The organism is Rhodobium gokarnense (assembly GCF_025961475.1).
GTDB lineage: Bacteria > Pseudomonadota > Alphaproteobacteria > Rhizobiales > Rhodobiaceae > Rhodobium > Rhodobium gokarnense.
Window position 1 is genome coordinate 1 of record NZ_JAOQNS010000003.1, and the last position, 16,291, is coordinate 16,291.

Consider the following 16,291-nt stretch of genomic DNA (forward strand, 5'->3'; position numbering starts at 1 on the left):
TTCCGTTCGATCGTCCGGTCATAGCTGTTGTCGCGCATGGGTCGCTCCTTTCCGCGATCCCATCACCGAATATCTGAACTCGCACAGCAATGACGATCGAGGTGTACCTGCTCATGCTTCACTCCGTCGTCACCCCGGCCGTAGCGAAGCGGAGAGCCGGGGCCTATTGCCCCTTACCGCACGGTGTGCCGTTGGCGAGCGGGATCGGGCGCCTTGCGCGCGGCGATGCCTTGTCAGATGTCACAGCGGGCTACCGCGTCGAGATGGGCATTGGATACCGGGTCTGCGCCGCGCTCCGCCCGGCATGACGAACGAGTGAGGGCCGAGGACTGAACGAGTTCGTCGCGGTGACAGCGCAGTTCCGCAGAAACTGCCGCTAACGCCCCTCCGCCAGCGCCGGACCATCCTCGAAGAAAGCCGAAAACGGCGGGCCCTTTCAGGTGATCTCGTCGCGAAGGTCGATGGTGCCGCGCTCGCCGATGGCGTCGAAATTCTCGTCGAGCCAGTCGCCTGCCATGCGCCGGCCGATATCGCGCAGGTGCTTCAGGAACGCCCATTCGGCATTGACCTTGGACGAGGCGGAGAGTTCGGCGAGCTCGTGATTGCCGTGGATGCGGTGCAGGCGCACGCGGGTGTAGCGGTCCGCATCGAGCCGGCCGTCGTCGAGCAGCCGGGAGACGAACTCGATCGCGCGCAATTCCCGAAGCAGCGTCGAATTGAACGTGATCTCGTTGACCCGGCTGAGGATTTCCCGCGCCGTCCTGGGCACGTCGGCGCGCTCGATCGGGTTGATCTGGACCAGCACGGTGTCGGCCGTATCGGCCTCGTAGAACAGCGGGAAGATCGGCGGATTGCCCATGAAACCGCCGTCCCAATAGGCCTCGCCGTCGATCTCCACCGCCTGGTAGATCTGCGGCAGACAGGCGGACGCCATCACCGCGTCGAGGCCGATCTCGTCGCCGGAAAAGACCTTGATCTTGCCGGTCCGCACATTGGTCGCGGCAACGAAGAGCCGGATGTCGCCGCAGGCGCGGACCCGGTCGAAATCGACGGCCTCTTCGACGACCTCGCGCAGCGGATTGTAGTTGAGCGGGTTCAGGAGATAGGGCGAGGCGAAGCGGCTCATGACGTCAAAGGCGAGATAGCTCGGCGTGAGATCGAGGCTCCAGTTGCCCCACAGGACGTCGCCGGGAAGCCGCTGGATCGGGCTCAGCCGCGCCCGCCACGAGACCTTGCGCCAAAAATCCTTCAGCGCCGCCCGCGCACCCTCCGCGCCGCCCGAACTCCAGCCGTCGGCGACGACGACGGCGTTCATGGCGCCGGCGCTGGTGCCGGAGATGGCGGAGATCTTCAGCCGCCCGTCGGCGAGCAGCCGGTCAAGGACGCCCCAGGTGAAGGCGCCGTGGGCGCCGCCGCCCTGCAGGGCGAGATTGACCGGTTTCGGGCCTTGCGCGTCGGGCGCTTTGCCCGTTTCGCGTTTGGCGGGAGTCTTTGCGGCCTTGGCCATCTCCTTAAAGCCCTAGAGTGCGGTCCAGCCGCCGTCGACGGAGATCGAAGTGCCGGTGATCTGGCGCGCCGGCGGCGAGCACAGAAACACGGCGGTGCCGCCGATCTCTTCCACGGTGGCGAACTCCTTGGAGGGCTGGCGATCCAGCATGACCTCGCGGATGACGTCCTCGCGGGACATGTTGTGGACCTTCATCTGCTCCGGGATCTGCGCTTCCACCAAGGGCGTCATGACGTAGCCGGGGCAGATGGCGTTGCAGGTGATGTCGACCTCGGCGGTCTCCAGCGCGACGGTCTTGGTGAGGCCCATCATGCCGTGCTTGGCCGAGACATAGGCGGACTTGAACGGCGAGGCCGTCAGCCCGTGGGCCGAGACGATGTTGACGATGCGCCCCCAGCCGGCCTTTTTCATGCCCGGCAGGGCGGCGCGGATGGTGTGGAACGAGGAGGAGAGATTGATGGCGAGGATCGCGTCCCATTTTTCCGGCGGGAACTCCTCGATCGGCGCGACGAACTGGATGCCGGCATTGTTGACGAGGATATCGACCGAGCCGAGGGCCTTTGTCGCCTCCTCGATCAGCCGGACGCAGGCCTCGCCCTTCGACATGTCGGCCTGGATGTAGCGCGCGGTGACGCCGTACGTCTTCTCGATTTCGGCGGCCAGAGCATGGTCGTCTTCATTGTCGGTGAAGGAGTTGAGAATGACGTTGCAGCCGGCCTTCGCCAGTTCCTTCGCCGTGCCGAGACCGATTCCGGAAGTGGAGCCGGTGACGACTGCATTCTTGCCTTTAAGCATGGTGTTCCTCTTGATCGTATGGGAGCCGATCCCTGACTTTCAGATAAGCATGGCGTCCGATATTGCAATGCACAAGTAATCGCTGCAACGCACAATGAAGACCCGCGCCCGGCGGCAACTCGCCTCGTTCAGGCGAACACGTCCTCGGTGCGCACGATAACCTTGCGGTAGAGCAGCGCGATGGCGGTTAGGTTGAATGCCGCCATACAGAGGCTGAAGGCGGCTGAAACGGTCATGGAGACGACCGTATCGGCCGGCGCCGGCAAAAGGCTCTCCACAGTCGGAGGAAGGAGTGGACCCAGTTGACCGGTGATACCGGCAACAATCGCAAACACCACGACCCGACCCCGCCAGGGCGCCGTTACAGCCCAGGCTTGCCGTAAACCCAGATCGTCCCGGCCGAGAGCCCGGTCGACCAGCGCCACCGAGAGGCGCAGTACGATGATACCGATCAAAAGACCGGCGAGCGCGGAGGTCGCCCACCGGAGTCCCGCGGTGCGCACCCACAAGAGAGTGCGCACCCCTTGCCCCGGCATCTTAACCGCCCAGGGCAGGATGAAGGTGTCGAACACGTAACCGACGCCGACCGCAATGAATCCAAGGCAAAGCAACGCGAACAGGACGATGAGCGTGATCGAGACGATGCGATAGAAGAATCGTCGCTCGGTCCGACCAAGACGAAGGCCCCGGCTCCACGGCCGCTCGCCCAAAAGCAGATACCGGTGCAAGCCGAGGGCGGCCTTTAGGTAAAAATAGAATTGGACGACCATGACAAGGGCCAAAGCGGCCAGCACGTCCAGAATCTGCCTGACAGTCATAAGAGAGAACAGGGCAGCCGCTTTTTCGCCGGTAATCCCGGGGTAGACCCTGTCGAAGATCTCGGTGCCGACCACACCGGAAACGGCGAACGGCAGGAACAGATAGGCGATAGCGGCCGGGTGTCGGGCGAGGACGGCAAGGCTCTGCGACACAAGCTGAAACAATGAAGCGCTCCCGGCAACAGTTACGGCCGCGCCCCAGCGCATCTGGATACAACCAATACGCGACGAGCCGTTTATCGCATCGGCGACCCGCACCGACAACCGAAGCAATCGGTCGCAGGTCTTGCATTCGTAGGAGACGACGCGCGACGGCGGAGGCCGGCTAGTCCTCGGAGCGACCCGTGCCCTCGCGGTCATTCGCGTAGTGGTGCTTCAGGGGAAACGCCGGCAGCCAGGATTCGCGCCGGATGACCCAGCTCTCATAGGTCGGCCGGAACCGGTCGGGATAATCGAGAGAGCCGAGGTGGATCTCGACCTCGTCGCCGGTCCGCGCGAACACCGACGAGCCGCAATCGGGGCAGAAATGCCGGCCCTGGTAGTCGCGGGTCTCGCCCTCGACGGTCACCGCAGCCTCCGGAAAGATCGCCGAGGCATGGAACAGGGCGCCGTGATGCTTGCGGCAGTCGAGGCAGTGGCAGAGGCCGACCCGGTAGGGGTGCCCCATTGCCGCGAAGCGCACCTTGCCGCAGAGGCAGCCGCCGGTGACCATATCCATGACCCGTCCTCCCCAACAGTCAGGCTGACCGTACAGCTACCGCGACAGAGGCGATCACCGCAATTGCGCGCAGGGTCCCCCGGTATCACTCATTGGCAGCGACCGCCCTCGTCCCGCCAGTGCCCGTTGCCGGCGGCGGCATGAGCCGCAGATAGGCGAGGGTCACCGCCGCCGTCGTCGTCATCCCGGCAAGGAACAGCATGGCGGTGGCGTTGGTCGCCGTCAGCGCAGCCTTGAAGAAGAGCCCGATCGGCAGCGCCACCACGAAGCGGTCGATGCCGGCGCTCGCCATCGCCAGCACGGCGACGATGATGCCGACGCCGACGATCTGGCCGGCAAGCGGCGCCATCCGCTTCCAGGACTGCACGAGCCCGACCGGCTTTCGCTCCAGCGCCACGTCGACGAGCACCGGCGACAGCCTGAGCACGATGGCGATGATCGCCGCCGTGGCAAGGAACGAAATAGCCTGCGACAGGAGGCCTGCGCCAATGCCCCCAAGAACCCGTTCGATGACGAAGACGCACGGCAGGACGACGGCAAGGGCGATGATGCCGATGGCGATGGAATTGTAAAAATAGCGGAATTCCCGCCCGCCGAGCTTGAACCCGGTCGCCCACGGCGCCTCGCCCCGGACGAGGAAGCGGTGCCAGCCGATGACGACATTGAGATAGACCGCGGTCAGCGCGATCGTCGCCACCAGCGAGATCAGGACGAGGATCGCCGGCGGCTCCGGCGCCGCGGCAACGCCCTCCGGTCCTGCGATGCCGCTCATCTGCGGATGGGTGAGGCGCGAATAGGTCTCGAACACCAGCACCACGGCGGCAAGCGGCATGGCAAGCCGGAGCACGACCTGGAAATAGGTGAAGACGGCTGCCAGCGCTTCGAAGGCGAGGTCGAAAATCCGCATTTATGGCCCTTTCGGCATCTTTCGTCGTTCAATGCTCGCCCCCGAGCGGGCTGCAAAATGTCACCGGGGCCGGCTATTCGCAACCGCATTCGTCTATGATAGGGAAAGGTTCCGGCGAAAGGCGGCCGCCAGCAAAAAAGAGCGCGGCCGGCCGCATCATTGCCGGCGTTGGCGCCCGACATGACGCCCATGCCGCTGCATTCTGCGATTGCGAGGCTCGCGATGACCGCGTTCGACACCAGCCTGAAGTCCCGTCGCAACAGCGTTGCCGTCGATGTCGGCGGCGTCCTGGTCGGCGGCGACAACCCGATCGTCGTCCAGTCGATGACCAACACCGACACGGCGGACGTGGAGGCAACGGTCGCCCAGGTCGCAAGCCTTGCCCGCGCCGGCTCCGAACTCGTCCGCGTCACCGTCGACCGCGACGAGGCGGCCGCTGCCGTCCCGAAGATCCGCGAAAAGCTCGACGCCATGGGCATCGACGTGCCGCTGATCGGCGACTTCCACTATATCGGCCACAAGCTGCTCGCCGCCCATCCGGCCTGCGCCGAGGCGCTCGCAAAATACCGCATCAATCCCGGCAATGTCGGCTTCAAGAGCAAGAAGGACGTCCAGTTCACTCAGATCGTGGAGACCGCGATCCGCAACGACCGGCCGGTGCGCATCGGCGTCAACTGGGGCTCGCTGGACCAGGAACTCTTGACCAGCCTGATGGACGCCAACGCCAAGTCGGCGACGCCCCTCGATGCCCGCGCCGTCATGCACGAGGCGATCATCCAGTCGGCGCTGCTGTCGGCCGCGCGCGCCGAGGAGATCGGGCTCGACCGCTCCAAGATCATCCTCTCGGCCAAGGTCAGCCAGGTCCAGGACCTCGTCGCCGTCTATACCGAGCTCGCCCGCCGCTCCGACCACGCCCTGCATCTCGGCCTGACAGAGGCCGGCATGGGCTCCAAGGGCATCGTCGCTTCCTCGGCGGCCCTCGGCATCGTGCTGCAGCAGGGCATCGGCGATACCATCCGCATCTCGCTGACCCCGGAGCCGGGCGGGGATCGCTCGCGCGAGGTCGTCGTCGCCCAGGAACTGCTGCAGGTGATGGGGCTCCGCTCCTTTGTTCCGATCGTCGCCGCCTGCCCCGGCTGCGGGCGCACCACCTCGACGGTGTTCCAGGAGCTCGCCCGCGACATCCAGGACCAGATCCGCGAGGCGATGCCCGACTGGCGCACGCGCTATCCCGGCATCGAGGAACTCCAGGTCGCCGTCATGGGCTGCATCGTCAACGGCCCCGGCGAATCCAAGCACGCCGACATCGGCATCTCGCTGCCCGGCACCGGCGAGGAACCGTCCGCCCCGGTCTTCGTCGACGGCCAGAAGGTGACGACGCTCCGCGGCCCCAACCTCGCCACCGACTTCAAGGCAATGGTCGAGGACTACATCGAGAAGCGGTTCGGGGGGTGATGCGGCGGCTGCACGATGGTGCGGTCGTGGCTCTTGCGCGCCAATTGCCCTTTCCTCAGCGTCATTGCCGGGCTTGACCCGGCAATCCATAGGGCTTTGATTTCAAAAACGAATGTTGAGACGGGCCGTCATGCCTCATGGACCACCGGGTCAAGCCCGGTGGTGACGCGGAGTGGATGGATGCTCGGAGCGCCGACCTTTCAGGTCGGGAGCCGGGGCGAGCGTTGCACTGTCCTACCCCGCCAGCTCCTTCCTCGTGTCCCAGAGATAGAGCGCGGCGCCGGCCAGAAGCCCCCAGAACGCCCCGCCGATCCCGAAGAAGGTAACACCCGAGGCCGTGACGAGGAACGTCACCAGCGCCGCCTCGCGCGTCTCGTCGCGCTTCAGCGCCGCGGCCAGCGCCCCGCCGAGGGCACCGAGCAGCGCCAGGCCGGCAACGGCCGTGATGAGGAGCGGCGGCGCGACGCTCATGAAGGCGACGGCCGCACCCGCCGTCAGCCCCAATGCCACATAGGCGATGCCCGCGACCACGGCGGCCCAATAGCGCCGCTTCGGGTCCGGATGCGCGTCCTCGCCGGCGCAGATCGCCGCGGTGATGGCGGCAAGGTTCACGCCATGGCCGCCGAAGGGCGCGGCGAACACGCTGAAGAGGCCGGTCCAGCGGAACATGGAGCCGGGATCGGGCCGGTACCCGAAACTGTTGAGGACGGCGATGCCGGTGATGTTCTGGGACGCCATGGTGATGATGAAGAGCGGAATGGTGATGCCGATCATCGCCTGCAGCGTGAAGGTCGGCGCAACGATCACCGGGTCCGACCACAGCGAGATGCCGGCGATCCCCGCCGCGTCCGAGCCGAAGGCAATGGCAATCGCCGCCGCAGCAACGGCCGCAGGCATCGCAAGCAGCCGGTTGATCCGGGCGACGATGAGGAAAGCGGCAACGACAGACAAGCCCACCGCCGGAAACTCGGATATCGCCTGGAACGGCGCCAGGCACAGCGGCAACACGACGCCGGCCAGCATGGCGCTGGCGATCGGCGCCGGGATGCGCGAGATCGCCCGCCCGAGCGGCTTCCAGAAGCCGGCAAGGACGATCAGTACGGCGGTGACGAGAAAGGCGCCGACGGCGGCGGAAAACCCGCCTTGAAGCGTGCCGACGGTGGCAAGGAAGGCGGCGCCCGGCGTCGACCAGGCGATGCTGATCGGCATGCCGGTCTTGAGGCTCAGATAGACCGCGCAAACGCCCATGGTGACGGAGAGCGCCATCAGGCCCGATGCCGCCTCTTCCGGGCTGGCGCCGACGCCCTTCAGGCCTTCCACGACGATGGCGAAGGAGCTGGCAAAGCCGACGAAGGCGACGAGCAACCCCGCCGCCAGGGCCTTCAGCGAAAACGAACTCATCGCCCCCCCCAAGAAATGCAGCGGGCGCGGCGGTTGCCCCGACGCCGCGCCCGAAATCTTTCGATCCCTCGTATAGAAGATCAGTTCTTGGTTGTCAGGATCTTCTCGATCTTGGAGATGTCATGGCCGGTGAGCGTCTTGTCGACCTCGCCGACGATGCGCGAGGAGACTTCCTTATGGAAGGCCTTGCGCAGATTGCCGAGGATCATCGGCGGCGCGACGACGATCAGCTCCTTATAGCGGTTCTTGTGCGCGGCCTTGTAGAGGGTTTCCGCGATTTCCTTGGCGAAGCGGTGCTTCTCGATGGTGTGCCAGTCTGTGTTTTCCACCGATGAGCGATGCGGGCCGGAGCCGTCCACATAGCGGCCGGGCTTGTCGCTGCCCTGGTCGCGCGAGGACGGGTTTTCCTGCTCCATGATGCTGACGACCTCCAGGTTCGGATAGTCGGAATCCCCCCCGTTGCGCAGGAACATTGCCTTTTCGCCGTCACCCACCAAGACCCAGGCCTCGTGATTGATGCTCAGTCCAGGCATCGCGTATCGCTCCTCTTTTTGGCGGGCGCACGACAAGCGTCCGCCTCGGTTGTCTTTCGTTGGCGGAACCGGCGCTCGTCGGTCCCGTAACCATTAAAGGTCGGGTGTCCCAAACAAAGCGTCAAGAGCCGTTCAAAGGTTATCGGATCAGGTGTCGGCAAAGTGCTTGCGATAAAGCGCCTTGGCGCCGGCATCGACGGTGTCGAAGACGGTCGCAAACGTCTTTGCGGTGCCGCCATAGGGATCGGCGATGGACTCCCGCCGCCCGAGCGCTTCCTCCAGGAACAGCGCGACCTGCGCCGGGCTCCCGGAAGGCCGGCGCTCCTCTATCCGGCCAAGGTTTTTCTCATCCATGGCGAGGATCAGGTCGAAGCGAAAAAAATCATCGTCCGTGAGCTGGCGCGCCCTCAAGTGGGAAATGTCGATGCCGTGCTTCGCCGCAACCCTGATGGCAGAGGGCTCCGGCGGCTGGCCGAGATTCCAGTCCGACGTTCCGGCGGAATCGATGACGAGCCGCCCGGCCGCACCGTTTTCCTCGGCAACGGCCCGGAACGCGCCCTCGGCGAGCGGCGAGCGGCAGATGTTTCCAAGGCAGACGAAGAGGACGGACCGCACGAATTTTTTCTCCCGGATTGCTTGAGAAGGCGCCAGGGGGCTCGGAATCGCGACTGAGAGCCCTACCCTCTTTTGGGATCGAACGCCAAGCATGAGGAGGACCGACATGGTGGAGAAACTGACCGGAGCCGCACGAACCGAGGCGATCGCGGGCCTTGACGGCTGGAGCGAGGTAGACGGCCGCGACGCCATATCGAAGAGCTTCCGCTTTTCCGATTTCGCCGAGGCCTTCGGCTTCATGGCCCGCGTCGCCATCCATGCGGAAAAGGCCGACCACCACCCCGAATGGTTCAACGTCTACAGCAAGGTGGAGATCGTCCTGACGACCCACGAGGCGGACGGCCTCAGCGAACGCGACATCGGCCTTGCGAAGACCATCGACGGCATGAGTTGACCGGATTGTTGCCAGACGCCGTCATCGTCCCCATGTCATGTGGGACCCGACTTGAACCGCGAGGGACGGCAATGACCGCGCAGACCGAAGCACTCGACGGCGAGATCCTCGGCCCGGACCCGGAGGACGAGACCCGCGTGCGCCGCGATTTCTGGGCCACCGTCAAGCGCGCCGCCCGCCAGGTGCCGATGATGGAGGACGTGGTCGCGGCCTATTACGCGACGCTCGACCCGGAGACCCCGCTGAGGGTCCGCGCCGTCCTCGTCGGCGCGCTTGCCTATTTCGTCATGCCGCTCGATGCGATCCCCGACATGCTCGCCGTCGTCGGCTTCTCCGACGACGTCACGGTGCTGACCGGCGCCATCGCCATGGTCATCGGCCACATCAAGGACCGCCACCGGGTGGCGGCAAAAAAGGCGCTGGAGGAGCAGGGGTAGGGCGCACGCTACTCTGCCGCTTTGCTCCGCCCCCTCTCCCGACTTGCGCCCAAGTCACACACTCCGCCGCGGTGCGCCCCTGCAGCCTGAAGCTGTGCCCCATGGCGGCGTTCTTTCCCCTATCAACTCAGCATGGATTGCCGCGTCGGCCTGTCGGCCTCCTCGCAATGACGCTGAAACTATTGAGAAAACCGTCATTGCGAGCGCAGCGAAGCAATCCAGAGCGACGCAGGCCACGCCGCAGTGCGCCGCTTGCCGAGACTCAGGCAGAAGCCCAAAAAATCAGTCGTCACCCCGGCCCTCGAGCCGGGGCCTATTGCCCGTCTCAATGCGGTATGCCGACTGTTGTTCGGTCGGCTTTCGCACAGGCCGATGCCGTAGCAAGCCCCGCGACGGGTTACCGTGTCGAAATGGGCAATAGGCCCCGGGTCTCCGCTTCGCTCCGCCCGGGGTGACGGGGAGAGGAAGGCGGCACCATCGGGCCTAAAGAGCGCGCAAGCGCGACCGGCCGCCGGCTCCGATGTGCCGCCTCCGCAGAGACCAGCGGGCAAAGCACGCGCTCGGCCGCGAGCGCAAAGAAACCCTCGCGAGGCACCATCGCGCCCAAAGGGCGCGCAAGCGCGACTGCGCGCCGGCGCCGTTGCGCCGCCCCCGCGGAGGCCAGTGAGCGTAGCGAACGCTCGGCCGTGAGCGACAAACTAAGGCGTGATCACCACCTTGCCCTTGACCCGGCGCTCGCGGATTTCCGTGAGCGCTTCGGGCACCTCGTCGAGCAGGTAGGTGGCGTGGATGTGCGGCTTCAAGGACCCGTCCGCGACCATGGCGAGGAGCCGCGAAATGCTCTCCCGGTGCCGGTCCGGATCGCGCGCCACCGCCTCGCCCCAGAACACGCCGCGCACGTCGATGCCTTTCAGGAGCACAAGGTTCAGCGGGATCTTCGGGATCTCGCCGGAGGCAAAGCCGATGACGAGGAACCGGCCGCCGAAGGTCAGCGCCCTCAGCGCCTGTTCCGCATGGTCGCCGCCGACTGGATCGTAGACGACGTCGACGCCGGCGCCGTCGGTAAGGTCCTTCAGGCGCTGTTTGAGGTCGCCGTCGGCATAGTTGACCAGGTCGTCGGCGCCGAGCGACCGGCAGAAGTCGAGCTTCTCCTGCGACGACGCGCAGGCGATGACCCGAGCGCCCAGAATCTTGCCGAGCTCGATCGCCGCCTGGCCGACGCCGCCGGAGGCGCCGAGCACCACCAGCGTCTCGTCGGGCTTGAGGTTCGCGCGCTCTTCCAGCGCGTGCAGCGTCGTGCCGTAGATGATGATGAGGCCGGAGGCGGTCTCGAAATCGACCCCGTCCGGCAGCACGATGAGCTGATCCTCCGGCGCCACAACCTTTTCCCGGCAGCAGCCCCAGCCGATATAGCCGACGACCCGGTCGCCGGGCTTCAGCCGATCGACGCCCTCGCCGACCGATTCCACCGTGCCCGCCATCTCGCCGCCCGGCGAAAACGGCAGCTCGGGCTTGAACTGGTATTTGCCGCGAATGATCAGCGTGTCGAAGAAATTGAGCGCAGCCGCATGGACCCTGACCACCGCCTCGCCGGGACCGGCGACGGGCTCGTCCACATCGGCAAGCACGAGATGGTCCTCGCCGCCGTGTTCCTTGCACAGAACCGCTTTCATCAACCCCTCCCCCGGCCGATCCGGAACGCCCTTTCGGTTGACACCGCCGCCCCGCCCGGCCATGCAACCACGCTGATGGCCGGAAATCCGCCGCGGACGGCGGACCGGCACCCCAATCTGGTAGCATGGGTGCCGATTCGCCGGAAGCCGCCAGCGGCCGGACAGCCGCCGTCCCGGTGCCATCCGGCCTGGCGCGAAAGGGAAGCAACGGAAGCGATGACGTCAAAACCCCCGCGCGGCTATTTCGCCATCGGCGTTGAGGGCCTCTCCAAGCCCGGCAATCTCGGCAATCTGATGCGCACGGCCCATGCCTTCGGCGCCGCCTTTGCCTTCACCGTCGATGCCGACCGGGCACTCGGGCGAACCGGATCGGACACCTCCCGCTCGGCCCAGCACATGCCCTATTTCGCCTGGCCCGGCGTTCAGGAGATGGACCTGCCGGCCGGCTGTAAGCTCGTCGGCGTGGAGCTTCTCGACGACGCGGTGGAACTGCCGAGCTTCGGCCATCCCTTGCGGGCGGCCTATGTGCTGGGCTCGGAGGCGGGTTCGCTGTCGCCGCAGATGGTCGAGCGCTGCGACCACGTGATCAAGATCCCGACCGCCTTCTGCATCAACGTGGCAACGGCCGGCGCCATCGTCATGTATGACCGCGTCCGCACCATGGGGCGCTTCGCCGAGCGCCCGGTCGCGGCCGGGGCGCCGAGCGAAGACATCGCGGTCCATGTCCACGGCAAGCCGCGCTTTCGCTCCGGACGCCGGCCCGAGACGATCTTCCAGCCGAAAAGACAGGCCCCCGACACCGGCGAAAGACGCAAATAACGCCCCACCGCGGACGCCGGGGCCCGGTTCTGCAAAAGCGCACGAGGAAGCTTGAAACGGTGACGCGCCCGGTCGCGCCGCAGTCACCCGCCGGCGGCGTCTTCGGCGAGCGCGTTGCGCAGGCGCCCGAAGGCGAGCCGGATGCGCGACTTCACGGTGCCGAGCGGCAGTCCGGTGCGGTCCGCGATGGCGCCGTGCGACAGGCCGTCGAAGAACGACAGGCGAATGAGGTCGACCTGCTCTTCCGGCAGGTCGGCGAGCGCGGCGCGCACCCGCTGGTCGCGCTGGTCGGCATCGATGAGGGTTTCCGGATCGGGATCGCCCTCCGGGATCAGCAGCGGATCGTCGGACGGAAGGTCCGCATCGCTGCCACGGCGCAGGATGTCGATCCGCCGGTTCCGCGCGACCCGGAACAGCCAGGTGGAGAGCGTCGCCTTCTTGCGATCGAACTGGGCGGCCTTGCGCCACAGGGTGACCATGACCTCCTGGGTGACCTCTTCGGCGAGCCCGGCCTCGGCCCCGATGCGCATCAGATACGCCTTGATCCTGGGGGCGAAGTGGTCGAACAGCTCCGTGAACGCGTCGCGGTCGCCGTCGCGAGCCACCCGTTCAATCAGGTCGGCAAAGTGTTCCTGTCTACTCACAACAGTCATTTTGGTTTTTGATGCAGGTTGTGCCGGTGCCCCCTTCCGTTCCACCCGCCCCCGGCCGGAACGGCATCTCAATCCGGGGCGATGTCTTCACGTCCGCCGAACGATCCTTTATGACAAACTGTCGCCTGATTTGTTGTCGACAGCCTCTGAGCCAACGACCTTAGAGCGGTGAACGTCCATTTGGAACAGTCTCCTAAAGGGGAATTGACACGTGTAACGCTCAAGGCGGAGGTGGCGCCGCAGAGCGGGGATAAAATTATTGTTAAGGGAAGATTAAACTTGCCGCCCGCGGCGGCAGGCCGGCCCCCGGCCGAGAACCGGCGGCCCGTCCCGAAAAACGCCTAAAATGCGCGCCACTGACGCAATGAATTGGTAACGCTTTCTTGAGGAAACCGTGGAAACGTGACGGTGACCCAATCGAACGAGCAGGAACAAAGCGGAACGATATGATGAAATTACGCTTAGCGGCCCTGGTCGCAATTGTGACCGTAGCTCTGTCGAGCGGCGCTCAGGCGCAGTCCTCCCGTGTCTTGTCCAAGCACAACGACTGGGAGGTCCGCACCTATTCCGATTCCTCCGGCAAGGTCTGCTACGCACTGTCCGTGCCGAAGCAGAAGCTTCCCGGCCCGCCGGTCGACCACGGCGACGTCTACTTCTTCGTCAGCACCCGTCCCGGTCAGAACGTCGCCAACGAGCCGTCGATGTTCGTCGGCTATCCGTTCAAGACCGATTCCGACCTCAGCGTCGACGTCGACGGCACCAGCTTTTCCATGTTCACCAAGGGTGACGGGGCCTGGGTGGCGAACGCCGCCGAGGAACAGCGGCTGGTCGGTGCCATGAAGGCGGGCTCGCGGATGACGGTGAAGGGCGTTTCCCAGCGCGGCACGAACACCAGCTACAGCTATTCGCTGTCCGGCATCACCGCGGCGCTCGATGCCGTGGCAAACGCCTGCAAATAGCCGAAAGCGGGACCGCCCGCGGGGCGGAGCCCTTTGAAGCCGCCGCCTCTGGCACCATATGGCGGCTTTGGGCTATGATCGGCCGAGAGTATCGAGACGGGCGACGGGCCATTGGCCGCGTCGCTCGTTTTCGTGTTGCCGCATGCCCCCTGACGAACAGACGCCAACCGGACCGCCAATGACCGAGACCGCATCCCTTTCCGAAACGCCCGCCGCAAGCGCCGAGCGCCCGAATCTCGTCGGCCTCGATCGCGAGGAACTTGGCGAGGCGCTCAGCCAGGTTGGCGTGCCGGAGCGTCAGGTGCGCATGCGCGTCGCCCAGCTCTGGCACTGGATCTACCTGCGCGGCGTCGACGACTTCGCCGCCATGACCAACATCGCCAAGGATCTGCGCGCAAGGCTCGATGCCGCCTACAGCATCGCCTATCCGGAAATCGTCAGCGAACAGGTCTCCGTCGACGGCACCCGCAAATGGCTGCTGCGCTTCTCCCCCAATGGCGCCGGACGCCCGGTCGAGGTCGAGACAGTCTATATCCCCGAGGAGGGGCGCGGCACGCTCTGCGTTTCCAGCCAGGTCGGCTGCACGCTGAATTGCGCCTTTTGCCATACCGGCACCCAGAAGCTGGTGCGCAACCTCACTGCTGGCGAAATCGTCGCCCAGATCCGCCTTGCCCGCCACCGCATCGGCGACTTTCCGGACGCGGCTACGCCGACCGGGGCCATCGTTCCGGGCGAAGGCCGTCTCGTGACCAATATCGTGATGATGGGCATGGGCGAGCCGCTCTACAATTTCGACAACGTCAAGAAAGCGCTCTTCATCGCCTCGGACAATGAAGGCCTCGGCCTGTCGCGCCGGCGCATCACCCTGTCAACCGCCGGCGTCGTGCCGATGATCGAGCGGACCGGTGCGGAAATCGGCGCCATGCTGGCGATCTCGCTCCATGCCGTGCGCGACGAGTTGCGCGACGTGCTGGTGCCGATCAACAGGAAGTATCCGATCGCCGAGCTGATGGAGGCCTGCCGGACCTTTCCGGGCCTCTCCAACGCCCGCCGCATCACCTTCGAATACGTCATGCTGAAGGGCGTCAACGACAGCCCCGCAGAGGCCCGCGAACTGGTCCGGCTCCTGAAGGGCATTCCGGCCAAGATCAACCTGATCCCGTTCAACCCCTGGCCGGGCTCGGCCTATGAGTGCTCCGACTGGGAGACGATCGAGACCTTTGCCGCGATCGTCAACCGGGCCGGCTACGCCTCGCCGATCCGCACCCCGCGCGGCCGCGACATCCTCGCCGCCTGCGGCCAGCTCAAATCGGCCTCGGAGCGCCTTCGCGCCCGCGAGCGCATGGCCATGGAGGCGATGATCGCGGGCACCGGGGCATGAGGCGCATCTTCGCCATCGTCCTAAGGTCCTTCTGGGTCATCGTCGTCTACCTGATTGCCGCCTATGTGGCCGGCGCCGTCGTCACCCTGTCGGCCGGAACCGAATGGTCGGCTCTGCGCGATCCCTATCTCGACCCGACGGCGGCGATGATCGAGACCGGCCTGCTCGTCGGCCTTGCCGGCTCCTATCTCGGCGCCGCCTTCCTGATCCCGGCGACCGTTGCCATCATCGCCAGCGAGATCTTCAGCATCCGCAGCGCGCTGTCGAATCTTCTCGGCGGCCTTGCCGTTGCCGCCGTCTCCAGCGTGACGACCAACATCGTGCCGCACACCCATGTCTCGGAGTTCAGGGCCTGGGAGCTGCTGCTCGCCGCCGGCATCCTCGCCGGCGCCGTCTACTGGCTGCTCGCCGGCCGCAATGCGGGTAAGTGGCAGGAGGTCGGGGTCGGACATCGCCAAACGGCGGCTCGCCCAGAACAGGCAACCACCGACACCGACATGCGCGATCTCCCGCCCAAAGGGCATTGAAGACCTTCGGTCCAGAACGCGCGGAGGATTTGGCCGGCCGGGCAGATCGCTTCGCGAGCCGCGGTCAATGCCCGTCTCAGAAAACTACCAGACCACCGGCGAATAGACGAAGCGGCCGGAAATCCGCCAGCCCTGCCATTCCCAGCTTCCCGACATCTCCATTTCCGGACCACCCGAATAAGGCCCGCCCGGGAAGGAAAAGGGCGGCGTGCCGAAACCGGGCAGCGTGGAGCCGGGCGCCCAGCCATTGCCGCCCCCCATACCCGGATAGCCGCCGAAGCCCGGATAGACGCCTCCAGGATACCCTCCGAAGCCGCGCGGCATCATCTCGGCCGTCCCGAAGGGCGCCGCCGGCACCTGGTAGATCGGTCCGGGCTCGCCGTTGACGGTGCGCTGGCAGGTCATGACGGGGGTCGCCGGCATCTGCAGGCAATGGGTCTGGCGAATGCCGGCCGCATCGCCGCTCATGGTGCCGGTCATGCGCATGCGCGCCGGCGACCAGATGTGCTGCAGGCTCATCTCGTAGCGCACGGTGCCTTCACTCGGCATGAAGGAAGAGCCCGACCAGCCCTGCGCCGCCGCCGGCGGGCTGACGAGAGCAAGGACGCAAAGGACCGTGGGGGCGAGCACGGCGAGACCGGCCAAGGCAGTGTCCCGTTTCATCGCCGCCCCCTTCCGTGCGTCACAAATTGTGGGCTT

The 16,291-nt window shown here is 65.9% G+C and carries 18 protein-coding genes; 7 read left to right on the forward strand and 11 right to left on the reverse strand.

Translation table 11 applies throughout. The features are described from left to right. Positions 1–436: 436 nt before the first annotated feature. The 5 genes from M2319_RS05175 to M2319_RS05195 all read right to left on the reverse strand — a co-directional run bounded on the left by M2319_RS05175 (position 437) and on the right by M2319_RS05195 (position 4,745). The gene (locus M2319_RS05175; RefSeq protein WP_264600388.1) at positions 437–1,507 is read right to left on the reverse strand and encodes a patatin-like phospholipase family protein; all 1,071 of its coding nucleotides are present in this window, start codon (positions 1,505–1,507) and stop codon (positions 437–439) included. A 12-nt stretch (positions 1,508–1,519) separates the two neighbouring features. Continuing rightward, positions 1,520–2,302, reverse strand: coding sequence for a 3-hydroxybutyrate dehydrogenase (locus M2319_RS05180; RefSeq protein ID WP_264600389.1), 783 nt, complete (start codon positions 2,300–2,302; stop codon positions 1,520–1,522). Positions 2,303–2,430: 128 nt separating this feature from the next. Then, the gene (locus M2319_RS05185; protein ID WP_264600390.1) at positions 2,431–3,393 is read right to left on the reverse strand and encodes a hypothetical protein; all 963 of its coding nucleotides are present in this window, start codon (positions 3,391–3,393) and stop codon (positions 2,431–2,433) included. 52 nt (positions 3,394–3,445) lie between these two features. Further along, the gene (locus M2319_RS05190) at positions 3,446–3,838 is read right to left on the reverse strand and encodes a GFA family protein (protein WP_264600391.1); all 393 of its coding nucleotides are present in this window, start codon (positions 3,836–3,838) and stop codon (positions 3,446–3,448) included. 85 nt (positions 3,839–3,923) lie between these two features. Then, positions 3,924–4,745, reverse strand: a complete 822-nt coding sequence (locus tag M2319_RS05195) for a hypothetical protein (RefSeq protein ID WP_264600392.1) — start codon at positions 4,743–4,745, stop codon at positions 3,924–3,926. A 222-nt stretch (positions 4,746–4,967) separates the two neighbouring features. Here M2319_RS05195 and ispG point away from each other — a divergent pair, with 222 nt between their 5' ends. Beyond that, entirely contained in the window at positions 4,968–6,200 is a 1,233-nt protein-coding gene (gene ispG, locus M2319_RS05200) for a flavodoxin-dependent (E)-4-hydroxy-3-methylbut-2-enyl-diphosphate synthase (RefSeq protein ID WP_264600393.1), read from the forward strand. A 234-nt stretch (positions 6,201–6,434) separates the two neighbouring features. Here the strand turns inward: ispG and M2319_RS05205 are convergent, their stop codons facing one another. From M2319_RS05205 to M2319_RS05215, 3 genes are all read right to left on the reverse strand, one after another. Continuing rightward, entirely contained in the window at positions 6,435–7,601 is a 1,167-nt protein-coding gene (locus M2319_RS05205) for a benzoate/H(+) symporter BenE family transporter (RefSeq protein ID WP_264600394.1), read from the reverse strand. Between the two features lie 80 nt (positions 7,602–7,681). Beyond that, entirely contained in the window at positions 7,682–8,134 is a 453-nt protein-coding gene (locus tag M2319_RS05210; protein WP_264600395.1) for a host attachment family protein, read from the reverse strand. Between the two features lie 147 nt (positions 8,135–8,281). Then, on the reverse strand, positions 8,282–8,749 hold the full coding sequence (locus tag M2319_RS05215; RefSeq protein ID WP_264600396.1) for a low molecular weight protein-tyrosine-phosphatase: 468 nt from the start codon (positions 8,747–8,749) through the stop codon (positions 8,282–8,284). Between the two features lie 106 nt (positions 8,750–8,855). Between M2319_RS05215 and M2319_RS05220 the strand changes: the two genes are divergently transcribed. After that, positions 8,856–9,143 carry a 4a-hydroxytetrahydrobiopterin dehydratase gene (locus tag M2319_RS05220; protein ID WP_264600397.1) on the forward strand — a complete coding sequence of 96 codons (288 nt, stop codon included), beginning with the start codon at positions 8,856–8,858 and terminating at the stop codon, positions 9,141–9,143. A gap of 71 nt (positions 9,144–9,214) precedes the next feature. Then, positions 9,215–9,580: a YkvA family protein gene (locus M2319_RS05225; protein ID WP_264600398.1), complete on the forward strand. Its 366-nt coding sequence runs from the start codon at positions 9,215–9,217 to the stop codon at positions 9,578–9,580. A gap of 698 nt (positions 9,581–10,278) precedes the next feature. Here M2319_RS05225 and M2319_RS05230 read toward each other — a convergent pair. Further along, positions 10,279–11,253 carry an NADPH:quinone oxidoreductase family protein gene (locus tag M2319_RS05230; RefSeq protein WP_264600399.1) on the reverse strand — a complete coding sequence of 325 codons (975 nt, stop codon included), beginning with the start codon at positions 11,251–11,253 and terminating at the stop codon, positions 10,279–10,281. A 216-nt stretch (positions 11,254–11,469) separates the two neighbouring features. Between M2319_RS05230 and M2319_RS05235 the strand changes: the two genes are divergently transcribed. Next, entirely contained in the window at positions 11,470–12,072 is a 603-nt protein-coding gene (locus M2319_RS05235; RefSeq protein WP_264600400.1) for a TrmH family RNA methyltransferase, read from the forward strand. An 83-nt stretch (positions 12,073–12,155) separates the two neighbouring features. Here M2319_RS05235 and M2319_RS05240 read toward each other — a convergent pair whose 3' ends face one another. Further along, the gene (locus M2319_RS05240; protein WP_264600401.1) at positions 12,156–12,725 is read right to left on the reverse strand and encodes a sigma-70 family RNA polymerase sigma factor; all 570 of its coding nucleotides are present in this window, start codon (positions 12,723–12,725) and stop codon (positions 12,156–12,158) included. Between the two features lie 446 nt (positions 12,726–13,171). Between M2319_RS05240 and M2319_RS05245 the strand changes: the two genes are divergently transcribed. The 3 genes from M2319_RS05245 (at position 13,172) to M2319_RS05255 (ending at position 15,592) form a co-directional block, all read left to right on the forward strand. Then, positions 13,172–13,684 carry a DUF1176 domain-containing protein gene (locus M2319_RS05245; RefSeq protein ID WP_264600402.1) on the forward strand — a complete coding sequence of 171 codons (513 nt, stop codon included), beginning with the start codon at positions 13,172–13,174 and terminating at the stop codon, positions 13,682–13,684. 178 nt (positions 13,685–13,862) lie between these two features. After that, the gene (gene rlmN, locus M2319_RS05250; protein WP_264600403.1) at positions 13,863–15,065 is read left to right on the forward strand and encodes a 23S rRNA (adenine(2503)-C(2))-methyltransferase RlmN; all 1,203 of its coding nucleotides are present in this window, start codon (positions 13,863–13,865) and stop codon (positions 15,063–15,065) included. After that, on the forward strand, positions 15,062–15,592 hold the full coding sequence (locus tag M2319_RS05255) for a hypothetical protein (protein WP_264600404.1): 531 nt from the start codon (positions 15,062–15,064) through the stop codon (positions 15,590–15,592). Before rlmN ends, M2319_RS05255 begins: the two co-directional genes overlap by 4 nt. An 84-nt stretch (positions 15,593–15,676) precedes the next feature. Here M2319_RS05255 and M2319_RS05260 read toward each other — a convergent pair whose 3' ends face one another. Further along, complete coding sequence (locus M2319_RS05260) at positions 15,677–16,255, reverse strand: hypothetical protein (protein WP_264600405.1); 579 nt, start codon at positions 16,253–16,255, stop codon at positions 15,677–15,679. Between the last annotated feature and the right edge of the window lie 36 nt (positions 16,256–16,291).